Annotated in this window: 19 protein-coding genes; 10 read left to right on the plus strand and 9 right to left on the minus strand. The window is 42.9% G+C overall.

Going from position 1 to position 20258, the window contains the following annotated elements:
• Positions 1 to 61: 61 nt before the first annotated feature.
• Together V7K53_RS28465 and V7K53_RS28470 are read right to left on the minus strand one after the other, a co-directional pair.
• Positions 62 to 1120 carry a WD40 repeat domain-containing protein gene (locus V7K53_RS28465; RefSeq protein WP_335200815.1) on the minus strand — a complete coding sequence of 353 codons (1059 nt, stop codon included), beginning with the start codon at positions 1118 to 1120 and terminating at the stop codon, positions 62 to 64.
• A gap of 73 nt (positions 1121 to 1193) precedes the next feature.
• A complete protein-coding gene (locus tag V7K53_RS28470; RefSeq protein ID WP_335200816.1) occupies positions 1194 to 2165 on the minus strand; it encodes a CobW family GTP-binding protein in 972 nt (323 codons plus the stop codon).
• A 418-nt stretch (positions 2166 to 2583) separates the two neighbouring features.
• On the opposite strand from V7K53_RS28470, the gene V7K53_RS28475 reads away from it, so the two are divergent.
• On the plus strand, positions 2584 to 2889 hold the full coding sequence (locus V7K53_RS28475) for a PAN domain-containing protein (protein WP_335200817.1): 306 nt from the start codon (positions 2584 to 2586) through the stop codon (positions 2887 to 2889).
• A gap of 489 nt (positions 2890 to 3378) precedes the next feature.
• Here the strand turns inward: V7K53_RS28475 and V7K53_RS28480 are convergent, their stop codons facing one another.
• From V7K53_RS28480 to prfC, 5 genes are all read right to left on the minus strand, one after another.
• Positions 3379 to 4293: an alpha/beta fold hydrolase gene (locus V7K53_RS28480; protein ID WP_335200818.1), complete on the minus strand. Its 915-nt coding sequence runs from the start codon at positions 4291 to 4293 to the stop codon at positions 3379 to 3381.
• Positions 4294 to 4394: 101 nt separating this feature from the next.
• The gene (locus V7K53_RS28485; RefSeq protein ID WP_335200819.1) at positions 4395 to 4835 is read right to left on the minus strand and encodes a SufE family protein; all 441 of its coding nucleotides are present in this window, start codon (positions 4833 to 4835) and stop codon (positions 4395 to 4397) included.
• 542 nt (positions 4836 to 5377) lie between these two features.
• Positions 5378 to 5884, minus strand: a complete 507-nt coding sequence (locus V7K53_RS28490; protein ID WP_335200820.1) for an RNA recognition motif domain-containing protein — start codon at positions 5882 to 5884, stop codon at positions 5378 to 5380.
• A 687-nt stretch (positions 5885 to 6571) separates the two neighbouring features.
• The gene (locus V7K53_RS28495; RefSeq protein ID WP_335200821.1) at positions 6572 to 8857 is read right to left on the minus strand and encodes a M48 family metalloprotease; all 2286 of its coding nucleotides are present in this window, start codon (positions 8855 to 8857) and stop codon (positions 6572 to 6574) included.
• 194 nt (positions 8858 to 9051) lie between these two features.
• A complete protein-coding gene (gene prfC, locus V7K53_RS28500) occupies positions 9052 to 10680 on the minus strand; it encodes a peptide chain release factor 3 (protein ID WP_335194451.1) in 1629 nt (542 codons plus the stop codon).
• A gap of 124 nt (positions 10681 to 10804) precedes the next feature.
• Here prfC and V7K53_RS28505 point away from each other — a divergent pair, with 124 nt between their 5' ends.
• The 9 genes from V7K53_RS28505 (at position 10805) to V7K53_RS28545 (ending at position 18600) form a co-directional block, all read left to right on the plus strand.
• Positions 10805 to 11164, plus strand: a complete 360-nt coding sequence (locus tag V7K53_RS28505) for a DUF4870 domain-containing protein (RefSeq protein WP_322640530.1) — start codon at positions 10805 to 10807, stop codon at positions 11162 to 11164.
• A gap of 346 nt (positions 11165 to 11510) precedes the next feature.
• On the plus strand, positions 11511 to 12491 hold the full coding sequence (gene hemB, locus V7K53_RS28510) for a porphobilinogen synthase (protein ID WP_099100363.1): 981 nt from the start codon (positions 11511 to 11513) through the stop codon (positions 12489 to 12491).
• A gap of 185 nt (positions 12492 to 12676) precedes the next feature.
• Positions 12677 to 12931, plus strand: coding sequence for a hypothetical protein (locus tag V7K53_RS28515; RefSeq protein ID WP_335200822.1), 255 nt, complete (start codon positions 12677 to 12679; stop codon positions 12929 to 12931).
• Complete coding sequence (locus tag V7K53_RS28520) at positions 12928 to 13365, plus strand: type II toxin-antitoxin system VapC family toxin (protein WP_335200823.1); 438 nt, start codon at positions 12928 to 12930, stop codon at positions 13363 to 13365. The genes V7K53_RS28515 and V7K53_RS28520 overlap by 4 nt, the downstream gene beginning before the upstream one ends.
• A 428-nt stretch (positions 13366 to 13793) precedes the next feature.
• Complete coding sequence (locus V7K53_RS28525) at positions 13794 to 14777, plus strand: alpha-ketoacid dehydrogenase subunit beta (RefSeq protein WP_099100369.1); 984 nt, start codon at positions 13794 to 13796, stop codon at positions 14775 to 14777.
• 159 nt (positions 14778 to 14936) lie between these two features.
• Positions 14937 to 16349 carry a protein translocase subunit SecD gene (secD, locus tag V7K53_RS28530; RefSeq protein WP_335200858.1) on the plus strand — a complete coding sequence of 471 codons (1413 nt, stop codon included), beginning with the start codon at positions 14937 to 14939 and terminating at the stop codon, positions 16347 to 16349.
• Complete coding sequence (gene secF, locus V7K53_RS28535) at positions 16346 to 17335, plus strand: protein translocase subunit SecF (RefSeq protein ID WP_335200824.1); 990 nt, start codon at positions 16346 to 16348, stop codon at positions 17333 to 17335. Before secD ends, secF begins: the two co-directional genes overlap by 4 nt.
• A 72-nt stretch (positions 17336 to 17407) precedes the next feature.
• On the plus strand, positions 17408 to 17821 hold the full coding sequence (locus tag V7K53_RS28540; RefSeq protein ID WP_335194445.1) for a hypothetical protein: 414 nt from the start codon (positions 17408 to 17410) through the stop codon (positions 17819 to 17821).
• 308 nt (positions 17822 to 18129) lie between these two features.
• Positions 18130 to 18600 carry a GNAT family N-acetyltransferase gene (locus V7K53_RS28545; RefSeq protein ID WP_335200825.1) on the plus strand — a complete coding sequence of 157 codons (471 nt, stop codon included), beginning with the start codon at positions 18130 to 18132 and terminating at the stop codon, positions 18598 to 18600.
• Here V7K53_RS28545 and V7K53_RS28550 read toward each other — a convergent pair.
• Positions 18563 to 19504 (minus strand): sensor histidine kinase, encoded by a 942-nt coding sequence (locus V7K53_RS28550; protein WP_335200826.1) that lies wholly within the window; start codon positions 19502 to 19504, stop codon positions 18563 to 18565. The genes V7K53_RS28545 and V7K53_RS28550 overlap by 38 nt on opposite strands.
• A 97-nt stretch (positions 19505 to 19601) precedes the next feature.
• The gene (locus tag V7K53_RS28555) at positions 19602 to 20210 is read right to left on the minus strand and encodes an L-threonylcarbamoyladenylate synthase (RefSeq protein ID WP_335200827.1); all 609 of its coding nucleotides are present in this window, start codon (positions 20208 to 20210) and stop codon (positions 19602 to 19604) included.
• Positions 20211 to 20258: the final 48 nt, after the last annotated feature.

Below are 20258 nucleotides of genomic sequence, written 5' to 3' on the forward strand. Positions count from 1 at the left end.
CTTTGCTGATACAGCATAGCTAATAAATTGCCCAGCTTCAATTTTAATTACCAAGTATTGCTTAACTACGCCCGAATCCTTGACCCCGCAAAACCTTTGACCATATAAGTAATTCGCCCTGTTCACCGCCTGCGGCCAGTAACTTGCCTTGGGGATGCCAAGCTAGGGTGGAAAATCCTGCTGAGACACCTGTGATAATTTGGGATACTTCCTTAGCCTTGTTCCACAAACATAACCAGCCGTCAGCAGCAGCAGAAGCGAGAAGGAAGCTTTTAGGTGCAAAAGCGATCGCATTAATCACACCTACATGATTTGTTAAAACTCGTGCTTCCCAACCTAAAGTATCATCCTCTAGCTTTTCCCACACGACAATACCTTCTACGCTAGAAGATGCCAATATTGGCGCACCTACTTTGGTCATAGCTTCTGACCATGCCAATTGGCGAATTTTACCGGGGAAGCCACGCATTACCCAAGGGTCGGGGTTGTTCCATTCTAAAACGGTGACACTACGATCCATGTTGCCAGAAGCGAGGAATTTACCATCGGGCGACCAAGCCATAGCTAAACTGACAGTAGTCATATCTAAGCTGTATGGTTCTTCATCCCAGTTTTGACTGTGCCAAATCTTCACTCCCTTGTAACCACTAATGGCTAAGTACTGTCCATCAATGCGCCAATCTATACCCAATACTGAAGAGTTGTCAAAATTCAGTGTGACGACAATTTCATGAGTATCTGCATCCCAGACTTGGACGTAACGCCCTAAACTAAAAGCCAGTTGGTTACTGGTGTAATTCCAAGCTAGCTTGTCAACCCATGCGGGGGCATTTTCCAAGGTGGCGATTAATTCAGTATCGCGCCAAATTTTAACCTGTCCATCTTGTCCACCAACGGCTAAAAATTTTCCATCTGGTGAAAAAGCTAGACAGTCTAATGATTTACCATTACCAGTTTGTAAACTTGTGAGTTCGCCATCATTCCACAAAACTACTTCACCGGCAGCGGAAGTTGCTGCTAAAGTTTTACCTTGTGGCGACCAAGCGATCGCTGTTACATAATCTGAAAGTGTCCCGGAATAGTGTTGTTCAAATTCCTTAGATTTGGTTGTGGAGTTCATATTTGTAAAGGGGGAGTGGGGAATGGGGAATGGGGAGGGGGAATTCCCTACTCCCTACTCCCCACTCCTTAAATTAAGCTAGACAAGCGAGAAAATCTTGCTTGAGTTGGTCTGCATCAAGGTTGCGGCCGATGAATACTAATTCGTTTTTGGGGGTTTCGCTTGGTTTCCAGGGGCGATCGGGTTTGCCATCAAAGATCATGTGTACTCCTTGGAATACAAATCGATTATCTTCTCCAGCAATATTTAAAATGCCTTTCATCCGAAAAATATCTGGCCCTTGAGTACGCAGTAACTCCGAAAGCCAAGTGTTTAATTTTTCTCCATCGACTGCGCCTGATTCTACTAAAGCCACAGAATAGACAGTTTCATCGTGTACGTGGGCATCTTCGCCTAAGAAATCTGGATCGATTTCTAATGCGCGTTCTAAATCAAAGGCTTTTACACCCAACAAAGCATCCATTCCTAGTTCAGAATTTTGGGTACGGTAAATTTTTGCGATCGCATTCATCGCCCGAATCCGTTTTTCTAATTCATCTAACTCTTCTGGTGCTACCAAATCTGTTTTATTAAGTAAAATGACATCGGCAAAGGCAATCTGTTCTTGTGCTTCGTCGGCATCCCAGTGCTGCGAGATGTGCTTGGCATCTACGACTGTCACCACTGCATCTAGAGACAGTTGGCTTTGTAAATCTTCATCAACAAAAAATGTCTGAATCACTGGTGCTGGATCGGCTAATCCAGTTGTTTCAATTACTAAATGGTCAAATTTATCCCGTCGCTTCATCAAATTGCCAATGATACGAATTAAATCGCCGCGCACTGTACAACAGATACAGCCATTGTTCATTTCAAATATTTCTTCATCGGCATCGATAATCAATTGATTATCAATACCCACTTCCCCAAATTCATTGACAATCACAGCAACTTTTTTGCCGTGTTCGTAGGTGAGGATGTGATTGAGTAGAGTCGTTTTACCTGCTCCCAAATAGCCTGTAAGAACAGTAACGGGAACTGAATTGTTGATTACGTCAGCCACCATACTCTAAATTCCTCTTGTCTCACCTTATGGATAATCATTATCGCCTATGATAAATCTTTTTATATTTTTGTGCGAACTTGCTGTTATTTTGGGTTTCAGCAAAATCATTACATAATTTAATCAAGAAACATTTTTATGTATCTGTTTACTATAGATGGCGAGCGCATTGTGCCAGTTACGTAAGTCCTGTTATCCTCAAGATAGACTTTAGCCGTTGTCAAAATTTGAATTTGGAATTGCTGATAAGTCAGACTGCTGATTCTTATGATTGAACCTATCCCACTAATAATATTTGTGCTACAAAGCTTAAGTTTATTGAGAACTGAAAACAAAAATAAAGATTTTCAAGCATATTTTACGAAAAGGAATAGGAATTTTTAGAATAGTGGGATTAGGTTTTTGTATAAGGATTGATTCAATGAAATCCAGAAATTTGATTTTTACCCTAAGCTTTTTTGTCGGTTTTGCCATCATGCCTAGTCAAGCCTTAGCAGATAAAACAATTTATGTGTTGAACCAGATTGATCCTAGTCCATATGCGAGCTACAGGTCTTTTACAGGTTTGAGTAATGCCGACTGCTTGTTGCTATGTCAAACGGATGGGCAGTGTCAAGCTTACTATTGGGTTCCTCAAAATGGATCGTGCTGGTTGAAAGGTACCATTAGTTCCCCGACTCGGAAACTTTACGAACAAGGGGTGGGTGGAATTAAGATTGAAGGATAGTGTGACGCAGAGCTTGAATCAAGCAAGAGTGTGATCGCTGATCCACCACTCCTCTAAAATACAAGGTTGGGTTGACGAAAAGAAACCTAACACCCTCGGAACGAATAACCCCACTCGTGAGAGGTTAGAGTGAATGTACAACCATAGCTGTCTAATTGGTATGAAAGAGCTTAAGACTCAAGCATAGTGGCATTATATGTCAGCATTTTAAAAAGAACCACTAGACAAGTTTTCTCTCATCTATTTACCTTGAAACAGATGCTTAAGTTTCTACGTCAAGCCGTAGACCGCAACTATGGGATAGCCTGCGAAGTTTGTTTACCATCAAGGTGATTTTGGTTATTTTTGGGCTTTAACAATAAGCTAAACTTATAATTTATTCGAAGCACTCAGCTTTTACACATTTCTCCCAAAACGGTATCACAGGCTACTATTTTTTGTCATTGGCAAAAGTTCTTAGTCTAGTGACTTTCATGGAGAAGTGAGGATTTAATTTTCTGAAGAGAACAAAAAATCTTGAACTGCTTCTAAAACAACTGCTGGGTATTCTTCATGCAGTCCCAAAGAACCAGGAATAACAACGCTTCTCACTCCTGGTAAGGCTATCAAAGCGTTCATTTCTTCTCGTGATTTGGGCGGGCTGGATTCCCCAATTACTACCATGAGCGGTACGGTTAAAGACTGCACAAGTTTCAGAAAATCAGACTGTTCGCGTACAGCATCGAGATTACCAGTTACAAAGGCAGCAGATGCAAATCGCGCTCCTGGTTGTTGAGTCGTGTGCCACTTCTTCTCAATGAAACTGGGTGTAATTTTAGCCGCGTCAGTAAAAACATGACGGCGATACATCAAACTTAAGAAGGATGGGGTAGTGTTGAGTTTGTAGAGAGCTTGACCAAGTATAGGCGATCGCACCAATTCTCTCACCATGCCAGCTATCTGTTGACTTGCCCCCATTGTCGGCAAAGGCCCACGCCAAGTAGGAGCCAACAATACAATTCGTGAGAAAGTAGCAGGTTGTTTGACAGCTAATTGTAAAACATAACTAGCAGCATGACCCGCCGCGATCGCAGTAACAGGAGTATTAAAAACAGCTTTGACAAAATCTTCCAGAAATTGCTGATATATTTCTGGTCGATAATTCAAACTAGGGCGAGAAGATTCACCAAATCCAGGCCAGTCTACGGCTACAACTTGAAAATTGGGAGCTAGTAACTTGGCAAGTTCGCCAACTTCCAAACGCGTCGAAACACTGCTGAAAGATGGTAGCAGCAATAGCGGTGAACCTTTACCGAGGGTTTCATAAACAACGCGCAATTGCTGATTTTCCCAGTTCCAGAGATATTCTTGAACTACTCCACCAAAGCCAATAGCAGCAGAGGTAGATAATACATTGGTTGACATGACACTAAATTTTGGTAGTTGTACGTTTTTTGTCCTTTGTCAGTTGTCCTTTGTCCTTTGCAAATGACCAATGACTAATGACAAATGACCGATAACCAAGTTTAGCTAGGCAAATCTAACTTACATTCCAATGCTTTTTTTTGCATGGTTTTAAAAATATTGTAAAATCCATTAGCACGGGAAGGTGTCAGGCTAACATTTAAGCCTGTTTCTTGAATAAAATCTGGAGTTAGTTGGACAATCTCAGTTGGCGTTAGTCCATGCAATCCTTCAACCAGAAGCCCTACTAATCCTTTGGTTAACTGAGAATCGGAATCGCCCTGAAACACAACCTTACCGTTATCTAAGGCTGCGGTAATATAAACTTGAGACACGCAACCAGTAACTTTGTTTTCGGGTAATTTATCAGCTTCTGGGAACTCATTGAGCTTCTGAGCATACCAGATTAGCTGTTCGTAGCGTCGCTTCGGTTCGGAAGCGCGTTGAAAGCGCTGGACAATTTTAGCGAGCGCAGGTGGCAAAGAATCTAGAGTTGAGGACATAACAGAAGCTGAAAACGATCGGTATCTCCTTGAGTGTAGATTATCTTTAGAGCGATCGCGCCTCCGGTTCACTTGGCATTATGAAGCTTCCATTACTGACTATAATTTATCAAATCCAGATAATTACGGCGATCGCATTGGGAAAGATCGGATTTTTTGATGTGTGTAATCACAAAAACTTAATTTTATTTTTTTATAAGCAAGCTTTAACAATAAGTCTAGAGAAACTCTAGTTGCATCAATATATACTTTTCTATTACGCAAGTATGATGAATTAGTGAAATTTATGTGTAGTTTGATTTGATTGAAATCCAGATAAATTTTGTGAAGCTTGGGCCGTTTGCACGCTCCTAGCTGCTAACTTTCAGCTACGCCTTAGTGTGATTAGTAGTGATGTGATACCTACAGTTTGCTGCGCCTACGCATTTACAAAATTAGCTGCGAGTTCATTAAACTAAGCAGCTAGATAATTATCAACAATTAAAAATTAAAAATCAAAAAAAAATTCTGATTTTTAATTTTTAATGTCTCTCCCTTGAGGATTAATTCGTAGTTTGTGCAGCTAGCATCTGCTTCAGCTTTTCTAATTCCGAAGCCCAACGAGGATCTGGACGAATAGCGTCTGAATCAGTGGTTGTGGTGCTGGTTTCACGAGAACCTCCGCCACCGCCGCCACGACGAGGCTTCTTAGAGCTTTTCTCACGACGGCTACCTTCTCTGTTCGGGCTAGGAGTCGGCGTACTATTACTAGCAAGAGTAACTGGTTTAGGAGCTTGCTCGTCGCCCTCTTCACCCTTTGTCCGAGGTAATGCCTTCTCTAGCTTAATGGGAGTATCTTTGAACATCTGACCATTATACTTTTCAATAATTTCGTCAGCTTGTTCGTCATTGTTGACTGTAAGAAAACCGAAACCACGGCATTTGCCAGTTTTGCGGTCTTTAATTAATTTAGTAGTTACAGCATCACCTTCTGCTGCAAAAACGGCTTGCAGATCTTGACGATCTATTTCATCTTTAGGCAAATTACCTATATATAGGCGAACGGACATGAACTATACCTCCAGAGTTGAATGAACATGGCAAGGCAAGAAAACAATCACTTAGCTTTGGCTTTTAAATAGATGCTATTGACCAAGACTGCCATAAACCAATTTTTTTGCTCGAAACTGTCAACCTATACAACAATACAGTTTTTCGTCGGGATCAAGCTTGTTTAATCCAAAGGCTCACACTATGGTGAGCTAATAACACCTTAATTCTAAGAATTGTAAATTTAATAGCCTATTGCCTGCTAAAGTACACGCTTTCTTCTATGCCCTTTTTCGCAGAATCAAATACCATTCCTTACATTACCACGGTATTTTCTACGTAGCTAGTTTAGCGCATAACTTTTCGGCATTAGTATTAGTGCATCGTAACATAAAACACATTTTTTTATGCAAGTGAGCATATTTTGAAACAAAAACCAGCCACTGGCTGGTTAATTTGCTGCTGTGTTGGGAGGATAAAAAGGTATAGAGCGGGGAAAAAGCACCTGAGTTCACAACTAAGCGGTTATGCTGAGTTATGTCGGTTGCTCTTGTTTGTGTAAATAAATGTAACACTTGTTAAGAAAACCTGCAACTTTTGTTTACATTCCAATTTGTCCTTTGTCCTTTGTCCTTTGTCCTTTGTCCTTTGTCCTTTGTCCCTTGTCCTTTGTCCCTTGTCAATGACCAATGACTAATGACCAATGACTAACCAGTGAGAAAGACGTATGCGCCCCAAGCCTGTGCTGCAACAGCTAAAAAAGTAGACCAAATGGGATGAGGGCTATGAATGGTTTTACCACTTTGAGTTTCTAGGGTTTGGATATCGATCCAAGGCGTTGCTCCTCGCCGGAACCAACCTGTGACGATAATTTGCCGCCCGATTAGATCCTGGTGATTGACTGACTGTCCTAGCCAAGAAATGTGGTGTAATTTCACCAAACCTGCGCTGGATTGCAAGATTAAATCTTGCGCTAGGGTGTTACTAGTACCTTGACGACCTAATAATTTGCCCACTAGACGCACGCTGACGCTATCAATAGGTAAGGCAGAAGGGTCAGCTAACAGGTTGGGTAAGCTGTCTTCAGTTTGTACGGTGGCGGGTTTAATATCGGGGAAGAAAGAGTTAATCCGCATCACAGTACCGATGCTAAAGCCAATCAGAAGGCAGCCTGTAATGAAAGACCAATCTTCATATATCCACTTTAGATTTAAAAACTTGAGTGTGAATGCTAGTTGCCAGGTTAGCCAGACGAAAGCTGCAAACAGAATCCCTAGAGGAATTCCCAACCAGGGAGCGACTTGTAATAGAAAAGACTGACGCTTAACCTTTGATGGTTCGCTTGCAAAATGTAGTTCGGTGTCTAGATGCCAGTGACGGGCTATTTGACAGAGGCGTTCGAGGCGATCGCCCATTAAAGGATGGCTATTATTAATCGTAAACCATCGGCGATAGGGATTGGCTGTATCCCACTTCAAAAAGGATTCAAAAGATAGATTACTGGCAATAGTGCCCAAAGATAAACTCTGTTGGTAGCTGACTGGTGTTAAAAGATTTAAGCTTTCTAGTTGCCAACTGGTGTGTTCTTGTTTTTGGATATCAGCGGCAATGCCAATGGCGATTTTGAGTAAAGCGCGAATCAGGGCATTGGGATTACCAGTAATTTCAGCAGCGACGCGATCGCTATAATAAAGCCGCAACCGCGATAACCACAATGCAGTTCCAGTCAGCAAACACCAAACTCCATAAACGAGACTCGCCAGAATTGTCACTGGCCAGCGCCAAATTTTCGCTGATATTTTGTCTCCCAACTCCGACACTTGCTGATATAGCTTATGAGTTGGTAGTGTCACCAGCAGCAACAAAGACATTACAGCAAAATCCCAGTGAGCAATATGCCCTAGCTGCGTGGCGTAAATAATGGCGATTTCATCATCTGCCAGCTGCTCTAATAGCCCTTGACTCACAACAATCCTGGCATTACGTGGTAAACTACCATAAGTCAGAATAATTGGTGCAGTCGTTGGTAAAATTCGCAGTTTGGGTAACGGCCAGTGCCGCTGTTGGGAACAACGTTGTAGCACCCGAACGGCTTCGCGGCTATGAGTATTCAATACATCTTTCGGAAATTCTCGCTGACCATACAAATTCGCCAGTAGCAGATCCAGCAACCAAGGTGATACTCCGATTAAAATCACCAATGCGATCAGCAACAGTTGAGTAGGGTCGTGGTATAAAAGCTGTATCGGCTCCAAATAAGGTAGTTTGACTAAAGTCTGATTGATCGATCCCAGGGCTAACTTGAGGATTTCTCGTATTACCCAAAACAGGGCGATGAATGTTCCTGCGGACAGTAGCCGTAAGGGAATTAATTTTGGTTTACGTAGTGGTTGCCATGCTCTGGCGCGTTGTGCTTGTCGCCAATAAATGACGCCGAATAGTTTGGCTTGGGTGCGGGTAACAGAACCCATGAAGCCGTTTAGGGGCGCAGCTAGTGGCGGTGGTGGTGGCGGTGTCGCTAATGTAGCTTTGAGTCTAGCTAGTGGCACCATCGGCGGGATGTCGTCGCTTTTGGTTTCTATGACTCGATCGTTCGGTTTTTCCTCTAATGTAGGAGTTTCCGGGGGAGTAACTGGGGTTGAATTTGGTGTTGAATCTGGGGTTGAATTCTCAAAAGCAACAAATCCAGTTTCGACTTTTTTTGATTCTTGCTCGGTTTTTTTACGTTTTGTCAGGTGTTCGAGAGCGCGTGTTGCCCACTCTTGAACTTGCGGATTGTTACTCTCAATGAGATTCTGGGAAATAGCGATCGCTTTGGGAACTTCGCCAGTGCGAGCATAAGCCATCACTAAACCAACCTGAGCTTGTAAGCTAGCAGTCCCATTATTTTGGCTGCTAGCAATAGGTTCTAGTTGGGCGATCGCTGTTTGGTAATTTCCCTGCTTGAGGGCAACTAAACCAGCCTCCAAAGACGGTTTGGCATGTGAAGGCATACAAATTCTGGCACTCCAATCTCTTCTAAATGATCCACGTTTGTGCAAAAGCGCGAACCTCGGATGCCGTGGAAATCAACCGCGCTCAAGTTTTGTTTGTCAAGTGAATAATAAAGATTAGAATTCAGGAGTCAGTCGTCAGAATTCAGTTGAGTCTTCATTTGAATTCTGGATTCTGAATTCTGTATTCTTCTTCACTCCTCCACTGGTTGTTGACTAGAAAATACTGGAGCGATCGCGCTTAATTTTAACTCTGGATGGTCGCCCAATAACTGTTGACAATTCCATTCATTGCGGAATAGCAACACTGGCCGTCCCATACTATCTTTAACTGTAGTGGTATTGAATATTCGTCCCACTTTTTCTAATGCTTCCCAACCACCCTCAACCCAACGGGCGACACTGTAGGGCAATAAATCTAATATGGTTTCTACACCATACTCGTTTTGTAAGCGAAACTGTACCACTTCGAATTGCAACTGACCCACCGCTGCCAAAATTGGATCGCGCTTGGCTTCATCAGTTGAATACATAATTTGCACAGCACCTTCTTCTCGCAATTCCGCAACGCCTTTTTGGAATTGTTTAGACTTCGAGGGGTTGGGATTCCTCAAAGATGCAAACAGTTCCGGCGAGAAATACGGAATCCCCTCATATTCGAGCTTTTGTCCCGTGTAAATTGTATCCCCGATCGCAAAAACACCGGGATTATTCAAACCGATCACATCGCCAGGATAAGCCACATCAATCGATTCTCGCTCTTGAGCAAAGAGTTTTTGCGGGCGAGAAAGACGGATGAGTTTACCAATGCGAGCGTGATTCACCATCATATCTTTTTCAAACTTACCAGTGCAAACCCGGATAAATGCGACGCGATCGCGGTGTTTCGGGTCCATATTCGCTTGCAGTTTGAAGACAAACCCCGAAAACTCCGGGTATGTAGGGGGAACTTCGCCAACACTGCTGATATGAGAACCGGGTTTGAGGGCATAGTCGAGGAAATACTTGAGGAATAACTCGACCCCGAAGTTAGTCATGGCGCTACCAAAGAACACAGGCGTCATTTTGCCTTCGTGTATCAACTGTAAATCTAGCTCTGGCCCAACTCCTTCTAACAGTTCTAAATCGTTTTTCAGTTGGTGGTAAAGGCTTTGTTCCAGTTGTTCTTCTATTCTCGGATCGCCTAATTCCACTATTGTATCGCGGGCTTCTCGGCTGCCGTGGGCGCTGCGTTCAAACAGGTGTATTTGTTGTTTGTGTCGGTCAAAAACACCTTTAAAGCGATCGCCCATCCCAATCGGCCAGTTAACTGCATAGGTTTGCAATCCCAGTTCTTGCTCAATTTCATCCAACAATTCCAGAGGTTCCCTTCCTGGGCGATCGAGCTTGTTGATAAATGTAAAAATTGGGATACCCCGTAACTTACACACTTCAAACAATTTGCGGGTTTGTGGTTCCAAACCTTTGGCTGCATCAATCAGCATCACGGCATTATCGGCGGCGGCGAGGGTGCGATAAGTATCTTCACTGAAATCTTGGTGTCCGGGAGTGTCTAATAAATTGATTTGACAGTTCCGGTATTCAAATTGCAACACTGTGGAGGTAATAGAAATACCCCGTTGTTGTTCCATCGCCATCCAGTCAGAAGTAGCTTTGCGCTGTGCCCGTCGCGCCTTAACCGCCCCAGCTTCGTGAATTGCACCCCCGTACAGGAGTAGCTTTTCAGTTAGTGTAGTTTTACCAGCATCGGGGTGAGATATAATCGCAAAGTTGCGGCGAAGTTCAACTGCTTGAATAAGTTCAGACTGAAGTTCAGTAGACATAAATGTATTTGTTTGAAAGCTTGCTTAATTTTTTCTGACTCTGGTAAGTCTTTTAATCTTAAGACAACGATGCTCATGATAGGGTCGTAGTATAACCAACAATCTGACTAAATAGGAGAAAGCAATGTACGACACAGACAAGCGAAAGCTTCTATCTGCCTTGTCTCATGGAGCTATTTTTTTCAGCACAACATTGGTATCTGTAGGCATACCTATCGCCATACTGCTCGTATCTGACGATCCTGTTGTTAAAGAAAACGCCAAAGAATCGATCAATTTCCACTTTAATGTCTGGTTTTATGGTGCAATTCTGGGAGCGCTGTTCTTCCTATTCGGTTGGTTAGTGCTACCACTATTATTGTTAGGGCCACTAGCCGGTCTGGGATATCTATTACACTGGGGATTAACAATTTGGGCGCTCATTGGAGTTTTTAGCAATCCTGATATACCCTTCCGTTATCCCTATATTTTCCGAGTTTTCTAACACAAATTTATGGGATTAGGCATAGAGCATTGGTAATTGTCAGTTATTTACTACCAAGCACAACATTTCATTAAACTTAGTAGCAAATTCTCTGCGTGCCTCTGCGTTTACCTTTGTGCCACTTTGCGTTTAAATTTTTGAATTTCTTCATAATGTTTTTTTTTCCAGTCCGTCGGATAGGTGCAACCAAGCTGTAGAATACAAAATTGCCCTACAACTTGATTAAGAGTAGGGCAAAGGACAGTTAAGCACTGTTTGTAGTCTGTCTGACGGCAGGAAAATTTTAGCCTGCTTTTGTGACGCTTTGTTTTGTGTCTATTTGCGTTGTTTTTCTTGATAAAATTTTATGTTTCCTACACATCGCCCCCGTCGTCTGCGTACACATCCCCAATTGCGCCGGATGGTTCGTGAAACTGTTTTAACAACAAGCGATTTAATCTACCCACTATTTGCTGTACCAGGTGAGGGAATCGCTAATGAGGTGAAATCGATGCCCGGAGTCTACCAACTTTCGGTAGATAAAATTGTTGAAGAAGCAAAAGAAGTTTACGACTTAGGAATTCCTTCTATTATTCTATTTGGTATTCCAGCTGATAAAGATGTGGATGCCACTGGCGCTTGGCATGATTGCGGAATTGTCCAAAAAGCGGCGACGGCGGTAAAAGCAGCAGTACCAGATTTGGTTGTAATTGCTGATACTTGTTTATGTGAATATACTAGTCACGGTCATTGTGGTTATTTACAAACTGGTGATTTAACAGGACGAGTTTTAAATGACCCAACTTTGGAATTATTGAAGAAAACAGCGGTTTCTCAAGCGAAAGCTGGTGCTGATATCATCGCGCCTTCGGGAATGATGGATGGGTTTGTGCAAGCAATTCGTCAGGGTTTGGATGAAGCAGGATTTCAAGATACGCCGATCTTGTCTTATGCTGCTAAGTATGCTTCGGGTTATTATGGCCCATTTCGAGATGCAGCAGACTCGACACCACAATTTGGGGACAGAAGAACTTACCAAATGGACCCAGGTAACGCCCGCGAAGCGATTAAAGAGATTGAATTAGATATCGCTGAAGGTGCTGATATGCTCATGGTTAAGCCAGCCTTGGCATACATGGATATTATTTGGCGCGTCAAGGAAGCGAGTAACTTACCAGTTGCGGCTTACAATGTTTCTGGTGAGTATGCGATGGTAAAAGCTGCGGCTCTCAATGGTTGGATTGATGAAGAGCGGGTGGTTATGGAAACTTTAACTGGGTTTAAACGGGCTGGTGCAGACTTGATTTTGACTTATCATGCTAAAGATGCGGCGAGATGGTTAAAGTAGGCTAGGCATATTGAATACTAATTTAGGGGGAAATCTCACGCAGAGGCGCGAAGACGCAGAGTTGTGTTTTGGTGTTTGGGCGTGAGATTCTTTGTATTTTGGGTTTGGCTGGTGCGAAATTCAAACAAAATTTAACTAATCCGCATTATCCTTGTCATACGTGTATTACAAAGATAATAAAAGTTATGCTCAGTGTCAGGCTGGATGAAGAAACAGAACGGCAGCTAGCCGATATTTTAGCTTACGAGCAAACGGAAAAGAGTGAATTGATCCGACGCTTGATTGCTGAACGTTGGCTAACCTTACAAGCGGGTAAAACTTTGCTAGAGAGGCGGGGTGGACACCCTGAACATCTGCTACAAGATGCACCAACGGATTTATCGGAACGCTCAAACCGTAAAAAAGCGATCGCTCAATATCTCAACAAGCGGCATTCATGACCTATTATCCGCTTATACTCGCAGATAGCGGGTTTTTGTTTGCGTACTACAGCGCTAAAGATCAGTATCACCAACAGGTGCGTCGCTTCTTTGAAAACTGTACTTCTAGGCTGGTGACTACGCCCATTTGTATTGCAGAAGTGGTGTGGTTGCTCAACTTTGATTGGCGTACACAAAACGAGTTTCTTCTAGATGTTGCGAAACAACTCTACGAGTATGAGCAAATATTGCCGCAAGATTTTTCGCGCATTGCTGAGTTGAATACTCAGTACAGAGATTTACCAGGGGATTTTGCAGATTTATCCTTGATTGTCATTTCGGAACGCTTAGATATTGCTGCGATGCCTGCGGCGGGCTACGCCTACGCCACCTTAGACAGTGATTTTGATATTTATCGACATTATCGGAAAAAACCTTTTGAGCGGGTGTTTTAGGGATGCGATCGCTACTTGATTATAGTTTTTTCAGCGGACACCACTAGCTAAAACTCCTAAAATTTTATTGACATATTTTAGTCAATTTGATGGCGGGTTTTGCCGCGGATACTTATCTTCTAAAAAACTTGATGTTAAATTGGTATTTTTCAATCAGGAAGATTCAAATGTATTTTATACATTAGCTTTGCGTCTTATTACATAAATAAATTAGCCGTATTTACTAGAGTGTCAGGCGATCGCTCATAAAGCTCATAAAACATCTAAAATCGGAATTAAATAGCTTTGATATAGTTATGGCAATCACTCGCTCTATGCTAGGGGCCGTTTATTTAAAAAACCTAAACTCTAACTAGTGCGATCGCTCACTATATTTGTGACAGCAGCACGATAAAATTCTAAAACCATAATCGTACTAAAAGGTCTAAATGGCAGAAACACTATTCTTCAACGCCTTACGGGAAGCCATTGATGAAGAAATGGCACGTGATTCCAGCGTATTCGTTCTCGGTGAAGATGTAGGACATTACGGCGGTTCCTATAAAGTTACCAAAGACCTGTACCAAAAATATGGCGAACTCCGCATTCTAGATACCCCCATCGCTGAAAATAGCTTTACTGGGATGGCTGTGGGAGCCGCAATGACTGGCTTGCGTCCGATCATTGAAGGCATGAACATGGGCTTTTTACTGCTCGCCTTCAATCAAATATCCAACAACGCTGGGATGCTCCGCTATACTTCTGGCGGTAACTTTAAAATTCCGATGGTAATTCGCGGCCCTGGAGGTGTGGGACGGCAGCTAGGCGCAGAACATTCCCAGCGACTAGAAACCTACTTCCAAGCTGTACCAGGGTTAAAGATTGTTGCCTGCTCCACGCCAAGAAACGCTAAAGGACTGCTAAAATCCGCTATCCGCGATGATAATCCAGTGTTGTTCTTTGAACACGTTTTACTTTACAACTTGAAAGAAGATTTACCAGAAGAAGAATACTTGCTTCCCCTAGATAAAGCAGAAATTGTGCGTGAAGGTAAAGATGTAACGATTATTACTTACTCGCGGATGCGCCATCATGTGCTGCAAGCGGTAAAAACTCTTGAAAAACAAGGATACGATCCAGAAGTTATCGATTTAATATCCCTCAAACCATTAGATTTTGATACCATTGGTGCATCAATACGTAAAACCCATAAAGTTATTGTTGTGGAAGAATCGATGCGAACTGCGGGTATTGGAGCAGAAGTCATCGCCTCAATAAACGATCGCTTATTCGATGAATTGGATGCGCCAGTACTTCGCCTTTCTTCCCAAGATATTCCCACACCTTACAACGGCAATCTGGAACGACTAACAATCATCCAACCAGAGCAAATAGTAGAAGCTGTGGAAAAAATGGTAGCGTTGCGAGTTTAGGGACTAAAGACTGACGAGGCAGAGGGGCAGAGGGGCAGAGGGGCAGAGGGGCAAGAAAAGAATAACAATGCCCAATGCCCAATGCCCCATCCCTAAACTCCCAACTCATAACTCCTCAAAAGAACGCTATTATAGCGTTTGTCAGTTGCGAGTTATGGTATGCAAAGACAGCGATCGCTATTAATTTTGATTTTAGTCCTGATAATCGCCGCTATTACGGTGATTGCCACAATTCCGATACCCCTGGGGCTGGACTTGCGCGGAGGTTCACAGCTCACAATTCAGGTGAAACCATCAGCGGATATTCCCAAAATCACCGAAAGAGAATTGGAAGGTGTGAAAAAAGTTGTCGAAGGCCGGATTAATGGTTTAGGTGTTTCTGAGCCAGTAATCCAAACAGTCGGCACAGATAAAATACTGGTGCAACTACCAGGAGTCAACGATCCAGAACAAGCTGAACGGGTGCTAGGGGGTACAGCACAGTTAGAATTTCGTACCCAAAAGGCGAATACAGAAACTCAACTGCTTGCTTTTCAAGCATCAAGAGCCGAATTGAAATTTAAGCAAGAAGAATTAAGAAAGAGTACTGACAAAGCGGCAATTGTTAAGAATCAAGAAGACTTACAAAAAAATAATCAAGCGATCGCAGAATTGTTTGAAAGTACTAATCCACCGCTAATTGGCAAATACCTCAAGGATGCCTATGGTGAACCCACTCAAGGTAACAACTGGAATGTTGCTATTCGCTTCGATCAAAAGGGTGGCGAACTGTTTGCCAATTTGACGAAAAATCTCGCCGGTACTGGGCGTAGCATTGGTGTTTTTCTGGACAATGAACTAATTAGCGCTCCTACTGTAGGTATAGAATTTGCCGCTACTGGTATTACTGGTGGTTCTGCCGTGATTACAGGACGGTTTACCGCCCAGCAAGCCAATGACTTAGGCGTGCAGTTACGCGGTGGCGCATTACCCGTACCAGTAGAAATCGCAGAAAGACGGACAGTCGGAGCAACCTTGGGTAAAGATAGCATTCAAAGTAGTATTTATGCTGGAGTCGGTGGTTTGACTTTAGTATTAATATTCATGGTGGTTTACTATCGACTACCAGGATTGATTGCGGATATATCACTAGTGATCTACTCCCTCTTAACTTGGGCAACCTTTGCTTTGTTGGGCGTTACCCTAACTTTGCCGGGAATTGCTGGTTTTATTCTCAGTATTGGGATGGCAGTTGATGCCAACGTGCTAATTTTTGAAAGGACGCGGGAAGAATTGCGGGCAGGTAAATCTCTGTATCGTTCTGTGGAATCTGGTTTTTATCGAGCATTTTCTAGTATTTTAGATAGCAACGTCACTACATGGATTGCTTGCGCTGCCCTGTTTTGGCTGGGGTCTGGTTTAGTCAAAGGCTTTGCTCTTACCTTAGCTTTGGGGGTAGCTGTGAGTATGTTTACCGCAATTACCTGTAGTCGGACATTGCTATTTTTGGCAATTTCAATTCACTCCTTGCGGAAGACAGAACTTTTCTGTCCAAACCTGCCAGCATCGAATAAGGCAGAGGTGACTCCATGAAACTGAGTATTAATAAATCGCGATCGCTTTGGTGGACTATTTCTGCCGCTATCATCCTCGCTGGTATCATCTCAATGGTGATTTCTTGGCAACAACCCAATATTCGTTCCCCCTTACGCCCCGGTTTAGATTTTATCGGTGGTACGCGGTTGCAGTTTGTCCGAGATTGCACCAAACCCGGTAACTGCGACAAACCAATTGATATCAACGCTGTCCGGGAAGTAGCAAAAGCACAGGGACTAGGTGATAGCAGTATCCAACTTGTCTCAGAAAATGGTGTAGAAAATGGTGTACTAATTCGGTCAAAAGATTTGGGTGTCGATCAGCGTACCAAATTACAAAACGCTTTGAGCGAAGAAATTGGCGTTTTTGACCCACAAAAGAACCAGATTGACTCCGTTGGCCCCACATTAGGAAAAGAACTGTTTACATCTGGGATGTTAGCTCTGATAGTTTCCTTCATCGGTATTACTATCTACATGAGCTTCCGTTTCCAGTTAGATTATGCTGTGTTTGCGATCGTTGCCCTATTCCACGATATCTTGATCACAGTAGGGGCTTTTTCAATTTTGGGTTTGGTAGCGGGCATCGAAGTAGATAGCCTGTTTATCGTCGCCTTACTTACGATCACAGGTTTTTCGGTCAACGATACAGTGGTAATTTACGATCGCATTCGGGAAACCCTTAAAATCCATCCCGAACAGCCGATTGCCGAAATTGTAGATGATGCGGTTAACCAAACATTGACAAGATCGATCAACACTACCTTAACCGTATTACTGACATTATCTGCAATCTTTCTATTTGGCGGAGAAACACTGAAATACTTTTCCCTGGCTTTGATTATTGGCTTCACAATGGGAGCTTATTCGAGTATTTTCATCGCTAGTACTCTTCTAACTTGGTGGCGAGAGCGTAAAGGGGAATCCCAGGTGTTAGACAACGCTGATTCAATTGATACATCTCCCAGTTCCCAGGATAGTTAAACTTGTGTATATTTCACAATTGGGTGAAAGCATTTTGAATTGCTCACCCACGCCTTGCAATTTTATTCCCCTATGGATCAACCGGAAGAACGATTAAATACTGTCCCAGACTTAGAAAAATCTGACCCATCGTTTGCTCAACAAGTACAAAGGCTACATCAACTGACAGTGTATGGCAGGTGGCTATTTGTAGGCTGTTTGTGGCTGACCATTGCGCCTGTCTCCTTGTGGGGTCTACGTGCAGAAATTGCTCTGTGGCAACAATATTTTACTTGGGTGGCAGTGAGATTTGGATTATTCTACCATCCACTGTCTACCTTCGGTCTCGCCTTTTGTCTGGGGATGACTGCTGCTGTTTTAGTTTGGCAAAGTCGGAATATTCTACTCGGACTGCCACCGCAGGAAAAACAACGTTTAGAAAAACAAGTTTATCGGATACGTCAACAGGGAGCAACTCATCCTCTATGGAAGTGGGTTTGTCATTAAATTTTCTTTCTCTACACGTACAGCAATTTATAGCAAAATATGACTTAACCATACTAGTAGTCTGCCAACCCAAAAATGCTAAGTGAGGACTGGGAAAAGGGGAAAGGGAAAAAGGTAAGGGATTTAAACCCTTTCCCCCTTCCCCCTTCCCCATTACCCCGCCAAGTTTCCTTGGCGAACTACTAGACATCTGCTGAAAAAGAATATAGAGACGTAGCAGTGCTACGTCTCTACAAGATTTCTGGATCATGCATATTTAATTTCACCAAATGTCTGCTCAAAGATACTGCTAAAAGTGGATGCCATACATGAACGATCTTCAGATTAAATTTAGCGATCGCAAGTCTGAAATTGACCTTTACCAAATCCAAGAACTGTTAAACGTTTCCGCTTTCTGGGCAAAGGGACGCAGTATTGAAGACTTAGGTATAGCTATTGCCAATAGTGAGCCAGTGATTTCCGTCTGGAATAGCGATCGGCTCATTGGCTTTGCAAGAGCAACATCTGATGGCATCTATCGGGCCACAATTTGGGATGTTGTCATTCATCCAGAGTATCAACATAGTGGGTTGGGAAGCAATTTAGTAGAAACCGTTTTGAGACATCCTCGTATGAAGTCGGTTGAGCGAGTTTACCTGATGACTACTTTCCAACAGGGTTTCTACGAAAAGATTGGTTTTCAAAGCAACACTACCACTACGATGGTGTTACACAATCAAGCTAACCATACTTTCGTTTCTGCTACAGAAGCTCAGTTTCAGAAATCGCTAGGGGGATAGAGATTTGTAGTCTGGTAAGCTGTTGAAGTGGTTCCTTCACAATGGTCGAGGGCAGGATTTCTAACTTTCCTCCCATAACTTCCAGCAGAGTCTGATTGATTAATAGCCTCATTCCTGGGGAAAGAACAGCGTTCTTTTGGTCAATCGGAGTCAACCGCTCTTCAAATTTGAGCAAATCAATCGGTTCGCTCGATGGTACAGCATGGGTTGGTAAATCTAGCCAAATGTTTACAAAATTATTTGTAGGTAGAGTGCTACTGGAAATACAAATGCTGCCTTCCTCCATTTGAGTAATGGCAGTGTCTATTAAACTTATCAATACTTGGCGGAGCCAGAGGTAATCTGTCAAAACATAAATTTCTGAGTCGGTGGGTAATAATTTTAAGGGAAAATTGCGATTTGCCGCCAGCATATAAGTTAAGTCATGAACCTCCTCTAAAATTTGAGCTAAGGGTCTTGGCTGAATATCTAATTTATTGGTGCCGTGTTCAGTTCTAGCAACGTTGAGAATTTCATCCATTAGCTTCAGCAACTTCAGCGTTCGCTCGTGAGCTTGGGCAATAAATTCTCGCTCTTCAGCTGGATTTTCACACAAATCTGACAAAATTAATTGATGTAAGCCAATCAAACCATTAAAAGGCGATCGCAATTCATGGGTAGTCCGCGCCAAAAAACCAGCTTTAAACTGGCTCATTTCCCTTGCCATCAGGTATGCCAGCTGTGTTTGCTGTAGCTGTTGCAATATTGGTGACATACCCTGTTGATCTGATGGCACTGCTGGGGATGAGCTAGATGAAACATTAGGCGATGCCTGCTTTGGGCGTAGCCATCGCCCAAATAACTGACGGAAAATCATACCTAGTGCTATTCCTGCTCCTAGATATATCCAGTTGCTCCAATTCATATCTGGCAATTATTAATTTGCTAATTAAGTACAACAGCGCAAACTAAAGTTTCAGATTTCTCTGTTGTTAACACCACGAAAACAACATTATAGCTACCTATACTTGGTTATCACTCGATAAATCTAACTCGATGGCACCTTGTCGTAAAATCTGCCAATTTATCCCTGTCCATTTAGCAACGGTGGAAGGTATACCCATCCCTGGTATTTCACTCTGGTATTCTGTCGTTGCTAAAGTCAGAACCTGGGGAAATTGAGTCTCAATTTCTGTCATTGTTTGCAAAGGCGGCTGACCAGAAAAATTGGCGCTAGTGGTGGCAAGAGGGCCTGTTTGCGCCAAAATAGTTTGAGCGATCGCACTGTTTGGTACTCGAATCCCAATTGTTGTTGGATCGATGGGATTCATAACTTTTGGTAAGCGTTCGCTCGCTGGCAAAACTAATGTCAGCCCTCCTGGCCAATATTTATCTGCTAATTTTTGCCAAATTTTATACTCATTCTCACTGCCTTTGACATACGGCCACAAATCTTCAGCACTAGCCGCCATCAAAATCAAAGGTTTATCTTGACTGCGTTGCTTCGCAGCAAAAATTAATGCTGCTTTTTCTGGCATCGCTGCAAGTGCCGGAACAGTATCCGTCGGAAAGCTTACCAAAAGACCAGCACGTGCGCCAGCTATTAGATTTATTAGAGAAACTTGGGTCATGTTTACAAAATTAGGAGTTAGAAGTTAGGAGTGAGGAATTTCATAACT

Origin of the sequence: Nostoc sp., from assembly GCF_036917355.1 — a bacterium.
Classification (GTDB): domain Bacteria; phylum Cyanobacteriota; class Cyanobacteriia; order Cyanobacteriales; family Nostocaceae; genus Nostoc.